The sequence below is a fragment of the Streptomyces sp. NPDC048254 genome, assembly GCF_043201895.1.
In the GTDB taxonomy this organism is placed as follows: domain Bacteria; phylum Actinomycetota; class Actinomycetes; order Streptomycetales; family Streptomycetaceae; genus Streptomyces.
The window spans coordinates 288,585-303,773 of record NZ_JBICZJ010000005.1 but is presented as its reverse complement, the minus strand read 5'-3'; the positions used below and the strand labels follow the sequence as shown (position 1 = coordinate 303,773).

At 71.3% G+C, this 15,189-nt stretch carries 13 protein-coding genes; 9 read left to right on the top strand and 4 right to left on the bottom strand.

Annotated features, from left to right (window positions below):
• The first annotated feature begins 46 nt into the window (after nt 1-46).
• A complete protein-coding gene (locus ACGFZQ_RS16755; protein ID WP_393841007.1) occupies nt 47-532 on the top strand; it encodes a hypothetical protein in 486 nt (161 codons plus the stop codon).
• Nucleotides 533-690: 158 nt separating this feature from the next.
• Here the strand turns inward: ACGFZQ_RS16755 and ACGFZQ_RS16750 are convergent, their stop codons facing one another.
• Together ACGFZQ_RS16750 and ACGFZQ_RS16745 are read right to left on the bottom strand one after the other, a co-directional pair.
• Complete coding sequence (locus ACGFZQ_RS16750) at nt 691-1,128, bottom strand: DUF6114 domain-containing protein (protein ID WP_393841006.1); 438 nt, start codon at nt 1,126-1,128, stop codon at nt 691-693.
• Complete coding sequence (locus tag ACGFZQ_RS16745; RefSeq protein WP_393841005.1) at nt 1,128-1,826, bottom strand: DUF6230 family protein; 699 nt, start codon at nt 1,824-1,826, stop codon at nt 1,128-1,130. The genes ACGFZQ_RS16750 and ACGFZQ_RS16745 overlap by 1 nt, the downstream gene beginning before the upstream one ends.
• A 614-nt stretch (nt 1,827-2,440) precedes the next feature.
• Between ACGFZQ_RS16745 and ACGFZQ_RS16740 the strand changes: the two genes are divergently transcribed.
• A complete protein-coding gene (locus ACGFZQ_RS16740) occupies nt 2,441-3,085 on the top strand; it encodes a Tat pathway signal sequence domain protein (protein ID WP_382531186.1) in 645 nt (214 codons plus the stop codon).
• A 17-nt stretch (nt 3,086-3,102) separates the two neighbouring features.
• On the opposite strand, the gene ACGFZQ_RS16735 is transcribed toward ACGFZQ_RS16740, so the two are convergent.
• Nucleotides 3,103-4,029: a lytic polysaccharide monooxygenase gene (locus ACGFZQ_RS16735; protein WP_393841004.1), complete on the bottom strand. Its 927-nt coding sequence runs from the start codon at nt 4,027-4,029 to the stop codon at nt 3,103-3,105.
• A 433-nt stretch (nt 4,030-4,462) separates the two neighbouring features.
• Between ACGFZQ_RS16735 and ACGFZQ_RS16730 the strand changes: the two genes are divergently transcribed.
• Nucleotides 4,463-5,110 (top strand): ScbR family autoregulator-binding transcription factor, encoded by a 648-nt coding sequence (locus ACGFZQ_RS16730; RefSeq protein WP_351710244.1) that lies wholly within the window; start codon nt 4,463-4,465, stop codon nt 5,108-5,110.
• Nucleotides 5,111-5,163: 53 nt separating this feature from the next.
• Nucleotides 5,164-6,318 (top strand): damage-control phosphatase ARMT1 family protein, encoded by a 1,155-nt coding sequence (locus ACGFZQ_RS16725; RefSeq protein WP_393841003.1) that lies wholly within the window; start codon nt 5,164-5,166, stop codon nt 6,316-6,318.
• 43 nt (nt 6,319-6,361) lie between these two features.
• Here ACGFZQ_RS16725 and ACGFZQ_RS16720 read toward each other — a convergent pair whose 3' ends face one another.
• On the bottom strand, nt 6,362-7,951 hold the full coding sequence (locus ACGFZQ_RS16720; protein ID WP_393841002.1) for a serine/threonine-protein kinase: 1,590 nt from the start codon (nt 7,949-7,951) through the stop codon (nt 6,362-6,364).
• A 307-nt stretch (nt 7,952-8,258) separates the two neighbouring features.
• On the opposite strand from ACGFZQ_RS16720, the gene rox reads away from it, so the two are divergent.
• The 5 genes from rox (at nt 8,259) to ACGFZQ_RS16695 (ending at nt 15,133) form a co-directional block, all read left to right on the top strand.
• Nucleotides 8,259-9,707, top strand: coding sequence for a rifampin monooxygenase (gene rox / locus ACGFZQ_RS16715; protein ID WP_393841001.1), 1,449 nt, complete (start codon nt 8,259-8,261; stop codon nt 9,705-9,707).
• A gap of 149 nt (nt 9,708-9,856) precedes the next feature.
• Entirely contained in the window at nt 9,857-12,019 is a 2,163-nt protein-coding gene (gene cyc2, locus ACGFZQ_RS16710) for a germacradienol/geosmin synthase Cyc2 (protein WP_393841000.1), read from the top strand.
• Nucleotides 12,020-12,305: 286 nt separating this feature from the next.
• Nucleotides 12,306-12,860 carry a PDZ domain-containing protein gene (locus ACGFZQ_RS16705; RefSeq protein ID WP_393840999.1) on the top strand — a complete coding sequence of 185 codons (555 nt, stop codon included), beginning with the start codon at nt 12,306-12,308 and terminating at the stop codon, nt 12,858-12,860.
• A 135-nt stretch (nt 12,861-12,995) separates the two neighbouring features.
• Nucleotides 12,996-14,126 (top strand): aminopeptidase P family protein, encoded by a 1,131-nt coding sequence (locus ACGFZQ_RS16700; RefSeq protein WP_393840998.1) that lies wholly within the window; start codon nt 12,996-12,998, stop codon nt 14,124-14,126.
• A 62-nt stretch (nt 14,127-14,188) separates the two neighbouring features.
• The gene (locus tag ACGFZQ_RS16695; RefSeq protein ID WP_351729186.1) at nt 14,189-15,133 is read left to right on the top strand and encodes an aminoglycoside phosphotransferase family protein; all 945 of its coding nucleotides are present in this window, start codon (nt 14,189-14,191) and stop codon (nt 15,131-15,133) included.
• Nucleotides 15,134-15,189 lie beyond the last annotated feature (56 nt).

Sequence of the window (15,189 nt, the reverse complement as noted above, 5' to 3'; positions counted from 1 at the left end):
TGTACAGAGAGACGCACAGAGAGACGCACAGAGAAAGGCCATTGCCGTGTCAGCCGTAGATGTCCTCACCCCCGTTCTCGGCCTGCCTCCGCAACGGGCTGCCGGTACCTTCGACGCCCTGCAGCGGGAATGGGGGGTGGCGCTTCCCGAGGAGTACGTGGACTTCGGTCGTACCTACGGGGACGCAACGATCTCGGACTTCCTCTTTGTCTGCGGCCCACGGACGCTTCAGTCGTACGCCGCGAGGATGGGGCCGAGAATGGAGCGCAGCCCCTTCGTGCCGGGGGAGGTGCTCCCCACAAAAGGCGGCATGCTGCTGTGGGGGAACACGGTCGAGGGCGACCAGCTGTTCCTGGTCGACCGGGGTGACGGCCGGTGGACCGTCGCGGCCTTCCGGCGCAACTGGGCGGATTGGTACGAGTCGGATCTGACGCTGCTGGAATGGCTGCGCCAGGCACTCACCGGACGGATTGCCGTGGACTGGCTGCCGGCCTGGCCGGAGCGTCACACCCTCGTGCCGGCACAGCAGTGATCGAGGCGAGTGGGCTCGGGCATCACCTGTGCAGCTGGATGATGCCCATCCCATCCTCGACCGGTGTCGAGTCCAGGTAGGTCGCTGCGCACAAAAGGCAGCCTCCGTACCCCCGCCGCCGGTCGGCGGAGAGGGTGCGGAGGCTGCCTTTCACACGTTCACTGCGCCTGCACGGCGTCCGTCGCCCGCGCCTTTTTCTTCCGCTGCCGTCGGCTCACGCGCGGCTCCTGGTCCGGCAGCCAGCCGAAGATCATGCAGCTGCCGACGGCCCCGAGGGCGAGGCCGACGAAGAAACCGCCCAGGTTGGAGGTGACCCAGCTGCCCAGGGAGCACAGGATCCCGACGACGGAGTAGAAGAGTCGCTGCGAGGGGCTGAAGAGGGCCAGCAGGCCGCACACCACCATCACCACCGGCAGCAGATAGCCCGCCACGCCCTGCATGCCGACATGTATGACGACCTTCAGCGAGGCCTTCTCGGTGAGCAGGATCCACCCGCCCCCCAGGGTCAGCAGCAGCGCGCCCCAGAACGGCCGACGGGCCCGCCAACCGCGGAAGGCGGGCCGCCACCCCTCATGTGGAGTGTCTGTGCCGGACATCAGCAACCCGTGTCGCTGAAGCTGAGCTTCAGGCCGGGAAGCGTGAACGTCCCAGCGGTGGTCTTGTAGTTCGTCTGCCGCAGGTTGTCGATGTGCACGGTGTCGGCCTGCTGGCTGAAGACGCCCAGAGGTCCCTTGACTCCGGCCTTGGTGAGGGTGCTCGCGTCGTTGCCGATCTCGATGTTGTTGAAGGACGCGTCGCCCGTCAGCAGGGTCGAGTCGGTGGTCAGATCGGTCGCCTGCACCTTCGACGAGCCGCTGCCCGCCTTGATGAGCAGGTTGGTGCCGCCCAGGTCGACGCTCTGGCACAGGCTGTCCAGAGTCGCCTTCTTGATCGCGGAGGTGACGACCAGTACCTGGCCGCCGGTGTCACCGGCGTTCGGGCTGCCGTCGGCCATGGTGTCGAGCCCGCCGAACTGCTCGAAGCCGGTACCGTCCAGCGACTTGGCGGTGACCGTGAAGGGCATGCCGGAGATGTAGAGCGTCACCCCCAGCGCCCCCTGGGCGGTCAGGACCGCGAGGCCGGCGACGGCCAGGGTGGCCGGGATGGCCATCATGGCGGCACGGCGCCCGCGGACCCGTCCCCGTCTCTGTCCCCCTCCGGTGTCCCCGGCGGTGTCTGGTGTGTCGGAAAGAGAACCGCTTCCCGGGTTCTCAGGCGTGTTGTCGGCGGACGGAACGTCCGGGGACGAGGCCATGTCTGCTCCCATGCATCAAGTCACGCGGGTTGGGCTTCAGTGGCACGTTGTCCTGGCGCGGACAGCGGCTGCCGCGCACGCCTCCTCACAACTCCCGGCGGACGCAAGGGCTTTCTCGTTACGCAGCAGTAGCCATGCCGCAAGTTACCGGCGGTTACTTTAAGGGGTCAAGGCAGTTGTGAAAAAAGGGTGTTGAATATGCGTCAATTGTGTTCCGACCTCGTATTCCCTTGATCGGTTTGCCAACTCCCTTGATCGGCCTTGACGTTGACGGTTGATCAGGTCTACAACTCTCCCTGGTCTCTTTCGGATCCGTGGCGCCGGATCCGCCGAGCGGCATCGGCCGCTTCCCGGCCTCTTCGATCACCGCTCCGCTCATGGCGTCGGCACGGTCGCTTCCCCCCAGGGGCCGTGCCCGAACGCCCACAACCGGCCCGGCCGGAGGCCTAACCCCCCCAGGCTTTCGGCCGGTGTCCGGCACGGCTGCCGTTGTCGGTCCGTCACGTACGGAGAAGGCGTCACGGGCCGGCAACGGCTGGCGGCGCATACGCGCCCGCCCTGAACCCCACCTCTCCCCACCTCACGCAAGTCCCCCAAGGAAAGAGGCAACCCGCATGCGTACGCGATCCCTCCTCGCCCTCGCCGGTACCGTCGTCGCCCTCTCGGTCGCGGCCACCGTGCCCGCCTCCGCCGACGGCGCCGTGCTCACCACCGGCAGCGCCGGCGGCACCGCCGTCGCGGTCGGCGACACCCTCAGCGCGTCGCTGGCCAGCGGCACCACCGCCACCCTCTACTCCAGCGCCACCAGCACCAGCGGCATCACCTGTGCGGCCTCGACCTTCACCGCGACGGTCACCGACAACCCGGCCGCCTCCGGCACCGCCACCGAGTCGGCCACGGCGCAGACCTTCAGCAGCTGCACCAGCAACGTGACCGGCGTGACCGGCGTCACCAGCATCACGGTCGACAACCTGCCGTACACCACCGCGGTCTCCTCGGACGGCACGGTCGCGGTCACCCCGCCGAGCGGCTCGACCATCCAGACCACGGTGAAGCTGACCACCCTGCTGGGCAGCATCACCTGCGTCTACCAGGCCCCGAGCCTGTCCGGTACGAGCTCCAACAGCGACAACAGCCTCGCCTTCAGCAGCCAGGCGTTCACGAAGTCCTCCGGCTCCATCCTCTGCCCCTCCGCCGGCTACTTCACCGCCAAGTACGCCCCGGTCAGCGACAACGGCGCCGCCGTCTTCGTCAACTGACCGTTTTACACAGGCTGTTAGCGTCGACGCAGACGCAACGCAAGGGCGGCGCCCCCGGTGAGCACCAGCACCGCGGCGGCGCCGCCCGCCAGCAGTGGCGCCGACGGGCCCGAACCCGAGCTCGTGTCGGAGGCCACCGGAGTGCTGTCGGCGGCGGTGGTTCCGGTCTTTGGGGAGACCGGGGCCGCCGCCGTCTGCCGAGTCGGGACGGCAACACTCTTCGAAGCGGTGGGAGTCGGGCTCTGGGAGGCGCTCGGAGTCGGCGTGGCACTCGCCCGCGGCCGCGCGCTCGCCGTCGTCCCACTGCCCTTCTTCGCCGTGAACACCACGTCGGAACACGAGTAGTAGGTGTCCGTCGTGCTGCTGTTCTGCCAGATCGTGTACAGCATCTGACGGCCCGTCCGGTCGGCCGGCAGCTTCGCTGTGAAGTGGTACGCCCCGTTCGTCAGCGCCGGGTCCTTGAACTCGGCGAACGGCTGCGCGGGCAGCTCGGACCACGTCAGCGGCTTCGTCGGGTCGTACCCCTGCCGCGTCAGGTACAGCTTGAACGTGCCGGCGTGCGCGATCGTCGAGGCGTACGTCATCGTCATCCGGGCGCCCGGGGTCAGCCGGGTCGCGGGCCAGTCCGCGCGCGCCAGGTCGAGCCCCTTGTACGCCGGGAGGTTGCCGCTGCACAACCTGCCGTCCGGAATCACCTGCCGGTCACGGCCGTTGACCCCCGCCACCCGCAGGTTGTCCCACGCCACGAAGTTCTGCCCGCTCGCCGCGATCGCCGCCTTGCAGGCCCCCGTGGCCGCGCTGCCGCCGCTGGGGGAGCAGGCGTAGACCCGGCTGACCGGGTCGGTGGGTGCGCCGTGCGCCTGGGCGGAGCCCGCCGCCCACGACAGGAGCAGCAGCGGAGCCGCGACGGCGGCTCCCGTCAGACGGGCGGTCGTCCGGGTCATCGGGACGTCTCCTAGGCAGGCGCGGGTACGGGGTCTGCTGAGGTGAGTACGGGATGCGGGCGCGTACTGTTCACTGCGGTTGATCACAGGGCAGGGCGGTGTGTGGGGCGCCGACCGGGTCGTCCCATTTGCGGACTGCGCGGGCGTCATTGAGAACCAACCGTCCGGCTCGTATCGTGGTGATCGCGATGTGCGCCCGGCCGCCCGCATCGCCTTCGGAAACCGGCACCGACACGAGGGAGTGGCGCGTTCTGGTCTCGTGCGTTTGTGCAGTGTGGCCGCCGATCGCGAGGCCGCGCCCACGACTTGCACGTGTCCGTCACCAGGTCCGCACAGGTTGCCTCCTGTTCCCGCACGGTGAGCTATCGTGTGCACGGGGTAAAAAACAAACCGCATGCCCCGTCGGTTTGGAGCCGTGAGGAGTGTTGAGTCGATGGCGAGGCAGTTACGCGCGGAGCAGACCCGTGCCACGATCATCACGGCCGCCGCCGACCTCTTCGACCGGCGTGGCTATGAATCCACCAGTCTGAGTGAGATCGTCGAACACGCGAAGGTCACCAAGGGGGCGCTCTACTTCCACTTCGCCGCCAAGGAGGACCTGGCGCACGCCATCATGGAGCTCCAGTCCCGCACCTCCAGCCAGTTGGTGAAGGAGTTGGACAGCCGGGGGTACTCCTCGCTGGAGGCCCTGATGCGCACCACGTTCGCGATCGCCCGGCTCTCCGTCGACGGCCCGATCCCGCGCGCCGGACTGCGCCTCGCCACCGCGGACGTCACCGTACGGCCGCCGCTGCGGCATCCGTTCACGGAGGGCCTGGAGTTCGCCACGCGCAAACTCCAGGGCGCGGTCAAGGAGTCCGACGTCCACCCGGACATCGACATCGGCGCGGTCGCCCACTCACTGGTCTGCTTCTTCGTCGGCACCCGGGTGGCCGGCCGCAACCTGGAGCCGGTGGGACGACTGCCGCGCAGGGTCGCGGAGATGTGGTACCTGATGATCCGTGGCCTGGTCCCGGTGCACCGTCGCGCCCGTTACATGACCCTCGCCACCCAGCTGGAGCGCGAGATCAGAACGGCGTGACCGGCACCGCCGGTTCGGCGGAGCCGGGCATCCCGCGCGATAGCGTGACGCCCATGCCCGACTCCGCCGCCGCACCCGTGATCCTCGGCTCCACCGGCCCGTTCCCGCACAGCGTGCTGGCCGAACGGCACCCCGCGATCATCCGCCAGGTGCGCGACGCCTTCCCGTACGGCCCCGAACAGCACCGTGCCCTCGACGCGCTGCTGCACAACTGCACCGAAGGCGTCATCGAACCCCTGCCCGGCGACGCGAGCGGCTGGCGCGACTGGGGCCTGGACACCTACGCCGGCCGGTCCTGGTTCGACGTGCCGTGGCTGTGGTCCGAGAGCTACTTCTACCGCCGGCTCCTGGACGCCGTCGGCTACTTCGGCCCCGGCCCCTGGCAGGGCATCGACCCGTTCCGCCCGTTCAAGCTCGCCGAGCTGGACGCCAAGGAGACCGACGAGGAACTGGCCGCGCTGGACGACCTCGGCGGCGACCCGGACCAGGCCCTGCTGCACGGCTCCCTCTGGGGCAACCGCGCCGACCTGGGATTCCGCCTCTCCGCCGAGTCCGGCGAGGCCGTCTCCGCCCTGGTCGCCGACGACAGCGCCGACCTGTGGCGGCTGCTCCGGGGCGGCACCCTGTGCCTCGTCGCCGACAACGCGGGCCGTGAACTCGTCCCCGACCTGCTGCTGATCGCCCACCTCCTGGACACCGGGCGCATCGCGGACGCGGTCCTGCACATCAAGCCGTACCCCTACTACGTCTCCGACGCCACGACCGCCGACGTGCTCGACGCCCTGCGCAGGCTCACCGCCGCGCCCGGTGCGGCCGCCGGGTACGGCCGCATCCTCTGGTCGGCGCTGTCGGACGGCCGGCTCACCGTGCGCGCCCACCCCTTCTCCTGCGCCCCGCTGCCGTACACCGAGATGCCCGGGGACCTGCGCGCCGAGTTCGCCTCCGCCGCCCTCACGATCTTCAAGGGCGACCTCAACTACCGCCGCCTCGTGGGCGATCGGCTCTGGCCGCCGACCACCCCCTTCGCCGAGGTCACCGCCTGGTTCCCGGGTCCGGTGGCCGCGTTGCGCACCCTCAAGTCCGACGTGATCACCGGCCTGGCGGCGGACACCGAGGCGGCCCTGGACGCGGCCGAGGGGCAGCGCTGGCGCACGGCCGGCACCCACGCCCTGATCCAGGTCAACGCGGGGACATCGGCGGCGACTTGATGCCGTTGACGAAGTGGGGGACCAGCCGGCAGGGGGACCGGGCCTAGCCCGTCTGCCAGACCGTCAGGTCCGCCATCAGGAAGCTGCCCCCGCTGTCCGGCAGCGCGTCCGACTTCACCTGGACCACGAACAGGGCGATGTCGCCGTCGCGGTCCTTGGCGCAGATCTCGCTTCCGGCCGCCACCGCGGCCAGCGGGATGCTGTGGCTGGTGGCGTCGCCGAGCAGTTGACGGCACACCTCCAGGGAGCCGCGCGGGTCTCCCAGCACGTCGACGAGCACGCTGGTCCGGCTCTCCAGCGAGCAGCCGTCCTTGGCGCACCCGAAGCGGACGTCGCCCTTGCGGTCCTTGCGCTCGGCCTGCGCATCGATGTCGAGGGAGTTCTTCTCGTCGAGAAACTCGCCGGGGAAGGGGTAGGTCACCGTGTGCGGCGACGGTGACGCGCTCGGGGACGACGACGCCCGGGCCGTACCGCCCGAGGAGACGGCGCCGCCCTTGCCGGACACCGTCGAACCCGATGTGCTGGACGAGGACTCCGCCTCGACCCGCTGGCGGACCCACCTGTCCGTGTCCCTGACGATCAGCACCACGGCCGTCATCATCAGCACGACCGACGTCACGGCGGCGGCCGCTATCAGCGCCTTACGGCGGCGGCTCATCGGCTGCCCCGCCGGCGGCGTCGGCAGCGGCCTCGTGCCCGGCGGGACCGGGTAGGCCCAGGTGGGGTCGGCGACCGGCGCCGGAACCGTCACCTCCGGGCCGGTCAGCTCCTGCCACACGGCCGGCCCCGCGCCCGCGTCGGCGTCCGGTCCCAGCCGCACCCGGCACCACTCGACGATCTCCGCCAGGGTGGCCCGCCGCTCCGGATCGGCGTCCAGACAGCGGGCGATCAGCGGACGCAGCTCCTCGGGCAGCAGGCTGAGATCGGGCTTCGCGTGCACGATCCGGTACAGCACGTTGACCGCCGGGCCGTCTCCGTACAGCGGCTCGCCGAGCGCTGCGAACGCCGCCGTCTGGCCGAGTGCGAAGACATCGGTCGCCGGGGTGACCTCGCCCCCGGACGCCTGTTCGGGTGCCATGAACGAGGGCGTGCCGATGGCGGTGCCCGTCGCGGTGTGGAAGGTGGCGTCGGCGGCCAGCGAGATACCGAAGTCGATCACGCGCGGGCCGTCCGAGGCCAGCAGCACGTTCGACGGCTTCAGATCCCGGTGCACGATGCCCGCGCCATGGATGGCCTGGAGCGCCTCGGCCACCCCCGCCATCAGCCACAGCACTGCCGGCTGCGGCAGCGGTCCGCGCCGCGCGACGACGTCGGAGAGGGCGGGCCCGGGCACGTACAGCGTGGCCAGCCAGGGCGGTACGCCGTCCGCGTCGGCGTCGATGAGTTCGGCGGTGTACGCGCCCCGGACCCGGCGGGCCGCGGTGATCTCCCTGCGGAACCGGCGCCGGAAGTCCGGATCGTCGGCCAGCTCCGGCCGCACCACCTTGATCGCCACCGGCCGGCCGCCTCGTGTGTGCGACAGATAGACCCGGCCCATGCCGCCCGCGCCGAGCCGCGCGGCGAGACGGTAACCGGCCACCATCGGCGGATCGTCCGCCTGCAGTGGTTGGAACACCCCGGTCGCGTTGTTCATCGGCCCCCGCCCCCTGATCCGTTGATCCGGCGAATGGACCAACAGCGGCAGCCTAAAGGATGCCCTGTGAAACCTTCGGGGGAGGACGCCCGTCCGGAGCGGGCCGCGGAAGCGACCGGCGGAAAGCACCGGCAGAAAAGCAGAGACAAGGAGTTCTTCCGCTCCTTGCCACTCTCAACGTATAGCGCACGGGGGGCCTTGCGGCAAGGCCCGGTCGGTGTTGCAGAATCTCGGGCCGAAGCCCGTACCTGCGGAAATCAGTGATCCGTGACGTGTGCGTGCCTTTCTTTTTCTATGGGGGATTTTGATGCTCGATGTGATCATTGCCGGCGGCGGGCCCACGGGACTGATGCTGGCGAGCGAACTGCGGCTGCACGGTGTGCGGGTGCTCGTGCTGGAGAAGGAGGCGGTGCCGACCGGCCAGTCCCGCGCGCTCGGCCTGCATGCGCGCAGCGTCGAGGTATTGGACCAGCGCGGATTGCTGGAGCGTTTTCTCGCGCTCGGCCAGAAGTTCGCGGCCCCCGGTTTCTTCGCCGGCATTCCCGCGCCGTGGCCCGACCGGCTGGACACCGCGCACTCCTATGTCCTCGGCATTCCGCAGACCACCACCGAGCGTCTGCTGGCCGAACACGCCGGGCAACTCGGCGCCGAGATCCGGCGCGGCTGTGAACTGGCCGGACTGAGCCAGGACGAGGACGGGGTGACCGTCGAACTCGCCGATGCGGGCACCCCCACAGACGCGGGAGGGCGGCTGCGCGCGCGGTACCTCGTCGGCTGCGACGGCGGCCGCAGCACGGTGCGCGGGCTGCTCGGCGTCGGCTTCCCCGGCGAACCGGCCCGGAGCGAGACCTGGCTGGCCGAGCTGGAGGTGGGCCTGCCGCCGGCGGAACTGGCCGCCGTGGTGGCCGAAGTCCGCCGGACCACTGTGCGGTTCGGTGTCATGCCCCGCGAGAACGGCGTGTACCGCGTCATCGTGCCCGCGGCGGAGGTGTCCGAGCGGCGCAGGGTCCCGCCGACCCTTGAGGAGTTCAGGCAGCGGCTGCGGGAGTTCGCCGGTACCGACCTCGGGGTGCACTCCCCGCGCTGGATCTCCCGCTTCGGCGACGCCACCCGGCTGGCCGAGCGCTACCGGGACGGCCGGGTGCTGCTGGCCGGTGACGCGGCGCACATCCACCCGCCGACCGGCGGTCAGGGGCTCAACCTCGGTGTCCAGGACGCGTTCAACCTCGGCTGGAAACTGGCCGCCGAGGTGCGTGGCTGGGCGCCGGAGGGGCTGCTGGACAGCTACCACGGCGAACGGCGCCCGGTGGCCGCCGCCGTGCTCGACAACACCCGTGCGCAGACCGAACTGCTGTCCGCCGAACCGGGTGCGCGGGCGGTGCGCCGGCTGGTGACGGAACTGATGGGCTTCGAAGAGGTGAACCGGTATCTCATCGAGAAGATCTCCGCGGTCTCCGTCCGCTACGACTTCGGCGAGGGGCACGAGCTCCTCGGCCGGCGGCTCCGGGACATCCAGCTGAAGCGGGGGCGTCTCTACTCGCTGATGCACGGCGGCCGGGGACTGCTGCTCGACCAGACCGGCCGGCTCTCGGCGGTGGGCTGGGCCGACCGGGTCGACCACGTCGTCGACGTCGGCGAGGAACTGGACGTGCCCGCCGTGCTGCTGCGGCCGGACGGCCATGTGGTGTGGGCCGGCGAGGACCAGCGGGAGTTGTCCGGTGTGCTGCCCAAGTGGTTCGGCGCGGCCGCCGGTTGAGCCCGCCGGCCGGGCCGGGGCGCGAGGAGTGACCGGCGGACGCCACACGGGTCTGTCGAAGTTCCCGGATTCCGCACCGGTTCACGCGATGGTGTGATCATGTGCCCTGCGGTGGATGGGCGTTGGAGCCCACGGGTAGGGCCCCGGCCATGACGCAGCCGTTCGAACTCCCGCACTTCTACATGCCGTATCCCGCGCGGCTCAACCCGCACCTGGAGGAGGCCCGGGCCCATTCCACCGAGTGGGCCCGTGGGATGGGCATGCTGGAGGGTTCCGGGATCTGGACGCAGGCCGACCTGGAGGCGCACGACTACGGCCTGCTGTGCAGCTACACCCACCCGGACTGTGACGGCCCCGCCCTGTCGCTGATCACCGACTGGTACGTGTGGGTGTTCTTCTTCGACGACCACTTCCTCGACATGTACAAGCGCACCCAGGACCGCGCCGCCGGCAAGGCCCATCTCGACCGGCTCCCGCTGTTCATGCCGCTCGACCCCGCGACGCCCGTGCCGGAGCCGCAGAACCCGGTCGAGGCGGGCCTCGCCGACCTGTGGGCGCGCACGGTGCCGTCGATGTCGGTCGACTGGCGCCGCCGCTTCTCGGTCGCCACCGAGCATCTGCTGAACGAGTCGATGTGGGAGCTGGCCAACATCAACGAGGGGCGGATCGCCAACCCCGTCGAGTACATCGAGATGCGCCGCAAGGTCGGCGGCGCCCCCTGGTCGGCCGGGCTCGTCGAGTACGCGACGGCCGAGGTGCCCGCGGCCGCCGCCGGGACGCGGCCGCTGCGGGTGCTGATGGAGACCTTCGCCGACGCCGTCCACCTGCGCAACGACCTGTTCTCCTACCAGCGCGAGGTGGAGGACGAGGGCGAGAACAGCAACGGCGTGCTGGTCCTGGAGACCTTCTTCGACTGCACCACCCAGGAGGCCGCCGACACGGTCAACGACATCCTCACCTCCCGCCTGCACCAGTTCGAGCACACCGCCCTCACCGAGGTGCCCGCCCTGGCCGCCGAGAAGGGCCTCACCCCCGACCAGGGAGCCGCGATCGCCGCCTACACCAAGGGGCTGCAGGACTGGCAGTCCGGCGGCCACGAATGGCACCTGCGGTCCAGCCGCTACATGAACCAGGGCACCACCCGGTCCTCCCCCTGGCAGCACCTCACCGGGCCCGGCACCTCCGCCGCCGACGTCGGGGCGCTGCTCGCCGCGGCCGCCGCGGAGCGCTTGCGGGCCTACTCCCATGTGCCCTTCCAGCAGGTCGGGCCCTCCCTCCTGCCCGACTTCCACATGCCCTACGAGGTCGAGCTCTGCCCGCACCTCGACGCCGCCCGCCCCCGGCTGACCGCCTGGATGCACGGCACCGGCATGCTCGCCGAGGGCGTCTGGGACGAGGACAAACTCGCCGCCTCCGACCTGGTGCTCTGCGCCGCCGGCCTCGACCCGGACGCCACCCCCGAGGAACTCGACCTCAGCGCCCACTGGCTGGCCTGGGGCACCTACGCGGACGACTACTACCCCCTGGTCTTCGGCACCCGGCGGGACCTGGCCGGCGCCCGGCTCGCGACGGCCCGGCTCTCCGCCTGCATGCCCCTCGCCGACGAGCCCGTCCCCGTGCCGGCCACCGGCATGGAGCGCGGCCTGATCGACCTGTGGGCCCGCACGACCGCCGGGATGAACCCCGAAGACCGGCTCGCTCTCCGGCAGTCCGTCGACAGCATGACCGAGAGCTGGCTCTGGGAGATGTCCAACCAGCTCCAGCACCGCATCCCCGACCCCGTCGACTTCCTGGAGATGCGCCGGGCCACCTTCGGCTCCGACCTCACCCTGAGCCTGGCCCGCCGCGGCCAGGGCCCCGCGATCCCCGCGGAGGTCTACCGCAGCGGCCCGGTCCGCTCCCTGGAGAACGCCGCCATCGACTACGGCATGCTCGTCAACGACGTCTTCTCCTACCAGAAGGAGATCCAGTACGAGGGCGAGTTCCACAACGCGATCCTCGTCGTCCAGAACTTCTTCGGCGTCGACTACCCGACCGCGCTCCGGGTCGTGCACGACCTGATGACCCAGCGGATGCAGCAGTTCGAGCATGTCGTCGGCAATGAACTCCCGGTCGTGTACGACGACTTCGCGCTGTCGGCCGAGGCCCGTGCGGCCATGGACGGCTATGTCCGCGATCTGCAGAACTGGATGGCCGGAATCCTGAACTGGCACCAACGGGTCGACCGCTACAAGGCGGACCACCTGGCCCGCCGGGCCCACGGCTTCCTGCCGGACCGCCCACCGTTCGCCCCGGCGCTCCCCGTGGGCTGACGCCACGTATCCCAGCAGATCGCCGCCCTCGAACAGGACCCCGGCGCGCCCGGCCGTACCCGTGACGACATCCCGGTCACCGCGCTCCGGCTCGTCCACCGGGTGGAACTGGTGTACGGCGGGACACCCGCAGGGGCGGCGGCGGACCTGGCGGCAAGCCTTCCCGGCGCGGCCCAAGGTGCAGGTGGGAGCTGAGACTTCCCGCCCCTGACCCAGGAGCAGTCTCACTCGTTCGTGTCTCGTCGCGCCCGCGTGCGCCGGGTAGAGCTGCGGCTGGAGGCGAACCATGGAACAGACCGCTTTGCGTCCCAAGCCGAACCCGGGTCAGGAACGCCGGGACGACCCCGAACCCGGCCCGGCCCGGCACCCGCACGCCGCGCGCCGGCGCGGCCGGCGGATCAGGTCCCTGCTCTTCGGCCTGATCGTCGGCACGGTCCTGGTGCTGTGCGGGGTCGGCATCGGCACCGTCGGCGCCACGGTGATCGGCATGAGCAGACTGGCCGAACTGCAGCGCCACACCCCACCGACGCCGACCCGGCCCACTCCGTCCGCCACCGCCGGCCCCTCGCGGACGGCCGTCGCGACCCTGGGTGTGGAGGCCGTGGACGCCGAGAAGGTGGGCGCGGTGGTGGTGGGCGTCCATGTGCCGGGGCCGGGCTATACCGCGGGGCTGGTCCGGGGCGACGTACTGCTCCAGCTCGGCGACCGGCGCATCGACAGCGCCGCCGACCTGGTCCGAGCGGTGACCGAGGCCAGCCCGGGCAAGGAGGCCAGGCTCACGGTGCGCCACGAGAGCGGGGGCTACCAGCAGCTGACGGTGGTGCCGGGCGTCGTCACCTGAGAACACCCGCACCGGCGGCACCACCGCGACCCACGACGGCGGCTCTGCCCAAACCGGCTCGCGCGGCCACGCCGCACCCGGCAGGATGCATGCCGAGGCCACTACTGCCCCCTCACCCGCGCAAGGAGGCCCTGGATGACCGGCACCGCACCCGGCGCGCCCTTCACCGCCGACGACTACAGGTTCCGCATGACGCGCGCGGCGCACACCGCGGCCGACGCCGGACTCGCCGGCCTCCTGATCGCCCCGGGCCCCGACATGGTGTGGCTCACCGGCTACACCCCCACCGCGGTCACCGAACGGCTCACCCTCCTCGTCCTGACCCCCGGCAAGGACCCCGTGCTGGTCGTCCCCACCCTGGAGGCCCCAGACGCCGAGAAGGCCGACGGCTCGGCCGCCCTGACCCTGCGGGACTGGACCGACGGCATCGACCCCTACGCCGTCACCGCCGGCCTGCTCGCCAAGGACGGCCGGTTCGGGATCAGCGACAACGCCTGGGCCATGCACCTGCTGGGCCTGCAGAAGACCCTCCCCGACACCTCCTACGCCTCCCTCACCGACGCGCTGCCCATGCTCCGCGCCGTGAAGGACGCGGCCGAGCTCGAACTCCTCGCCGCCGCCGGGGCGGCTGCCGACGCCACGTTCGAGGAGATCCGGAAGGTTCCCTTCGCCGGCCGCCGCGAGTCCGACGTCGGCCACGACCTCGCCGACCTGCTGCGCCGCTTCGGCCACGACCAGGTCGACTTCACCATCGTCGGCTCAGGACCCAACGGCGCCAACCCGCACCACGAGGTCGGCGACCGCGTCATCCAGGACGGCGACATGGTCGTCCTCGACTTCGGCGGCCTCAAGGACGGCTACGGCTCCGACACCACCCGAACGGTGCACGTGGGCCCGCCGACCGCCGAGGAACGCGAGGTGCACGACATCGTGCGCGCCGCCCAGGAGGCCGGCTTTTGGGCCGTACGCCCCGGTGCAGCCTGCCAGGAGGTCGACCGGGCCGCCCGCGCCGTCATCACCGACGCCGGGTACGGCGAGTACTTCATCCACCGCACCGGCCACGGCATCGGCGTCACCACGCACGAGCCGCCGTACATGATCGAGGGCGAGGAGCAGCCGCTGGTGCCCGGGATGTGCTTCTCCGTGGAGCCCGGCATCTATCTGCCCGGCCGCTTCGGAGTGCGGATCGAGGACATCGTCACGGTGACCGAGGAGGGCGGGCTTCGTTTCAACAACACCACCCGCGAGATGGTCATAGTGGGCTGACCGACCCGGCCCCGGGCGTATCCTCTCGCCCTACCCCACCCCGAACGGCGACGGCGCGATCCATGACCCAGGCACCGACACCCACCGCGGACACCGTCCGCCGACTGGTCCGTTCGCTGCTCAAAGAGAGCGCGACCGGAACCCCGGGCCCCGACATCCGGCCCGTCGCGGCGGGCGGTGAGCACTCCACCTGGTGGGTCGGCACGCGTTATGTGCTGCGCCTCGCTCCCGACCGCGAGGCCGCCGCGCGCCAGCGCCGCGAACTGCGCCTGCGCGACCTGGTGCGCCCGCACCTGCCCGTCGCCGTCCCGGCCGGCGTCACGCACGGGGAGTGGGCGCCGGGACTGACCTACACGCTGGACACCGCGATTCCCGGGGGTACGGCCGAGGAGCACGACGTCTCCGCGGTCGGCGAGGCCGATCTGGCCGGGCTGCTCACCGGGCTGCGCGAGGTGCCGGTACGGCAGGCCGAGACGCTCGGCGTGCCGCGCACCCCGCCGCGCTCCCTGGAGGCGCTGCGCCGGATGGCCGTGCCCGCCGCCGAACGCCTGGCAGTCGCCGACGAGTTCGACCCCGCACCCCTGCTGCACTTCACCTCACCGGGCGCCGCCCAGCTCGCCGCCCAGGCCGGTACGGCCGTGCTGGTCCACCACGACCTCAAGGGCGAGCACCTGGTGGTCAGCGCCGACGGCAGGGTGCGCGGGGTCCTCGACTGGACCGAGGCGGCGGTGGGCGACCCCGCCGAGGACATCGCCGGGCTCGCCCTCGCGGTCGGCTCCGGCGCGGCCGTCCGCGCGGCCACCCTCGCCGGCTACGGCGCCCGCCCCTGCCTGCGCGGCCTGTGGCTCGCCCGCTGCGACACCGTCATCCGCCTCACCGACCGCCTCGAAGGCCGCGACGACAGCCCGCTGCCCCTGCTGCGCACCCAACTCCGGCGCGCCTGGGAGGCGATCCTGCTGGAGCGCGTGTCGGACCTCCGGGAGGACGACACGGACGAGGAGACGTAGGGCACGCGCGCGTGCGGCCGTAGGCGTGTCCCAGCCACGCGCGCGCACCCCGTACG

What these genes read in the sequence shown, in the direction of transcription:
- rox (WP_393841001.1), top strand. Translation starts at nt 8,259, where the DNA reads ATGCTCGATGTGATCATTGCCGGCGGCGGGCCCACGGGACTGATGCTG.
- cyc2 (WP_393841000.1), top strand. Translation starts at nt 9,857, where the DNA reads ATGACGCAGCCGTTCGAACTCCCGCACTTCTACATGCCGTATCCCGCG.
- ACGFZQ_RS16740 (WP_382531186.1), top strand. Translation starts at nt 2,441, where the DNA reads ATGCGTACGCGATCCCTCCTCGCCCTCGCCGGTACCGTCGTCGCCCTC.
- ACGFZQ_RS16735 (WP_393841004.1), bottom strand. Translation starts at nt 4,029, where the DNA reads ATGACCCGGACGACCGCCCGTCTGACGGGAGCCGCCGTCGCGGCTCCG.
- ACGFZQ_RS16705 (WP_393840999.1), top strand. Translation starts at nt 12,306, where the DNA reads ATGGAACAGACCGCTTTGCGTCCCAAGCCGAACCCGGGTCAGGAACGC.
- ACGFZQ_RS16700 (WP_393840998.1), top strand. Translation starts at nt 12,996, where the DNA reads ATGACCGGCACCGCACCCGGCGCGCCCTTCACCGCCGACGACTACAGG.
- ACGFZQ_RS16730 (WP_351710244.1), top strand. Translation starts at nt 4,463, where the DNA reads ATGGCGAGGCAGTTACGCGCGGAGCAGACCCGTGCCACGATCATCACG.
- ACGFZQ_RS16695 (WP_351729186.1), top strand. Translation starts at nt 14,189, where the DNA reads ATGACCCAGGCACCGACACCCACCGCGGACACCGTCCGCCGACTGGTC.
- ACGFZQ_RS16720 (WP_393841002.1), bottom strand. Translation starts at nt 7,951, where the DNA reads ATGAACAACGCGACCGGGGTGTTCCAACCACTGCAGGCGGACGATCCG.
- ACGFZQ_RS16745 (WP_393841005.1), bottom strand. Translation starts at nt 1,826, where the DNA reads ATGGCCTCGTCCCCGGACGTTCCGTCCGCCGACAACACGCCTGAGAAC.
- ACGFZQ_RS16750 (WP_393841006.1), bottom strand. Translation starts at nt 1,128, where the DNA reads ATGTCCGGCACAGACACTCCACATGAGGGGTGGCGGCCCGCCTTCCGC.
- ACGFZQ_RS16725 (WP_393841003.1), top strand. Translation starts at nt 5,164, where the DNA reads ATGCCCGACTCCGCCGCCGCACCCGTGATCCTCGGCTCCACCGGCCCG.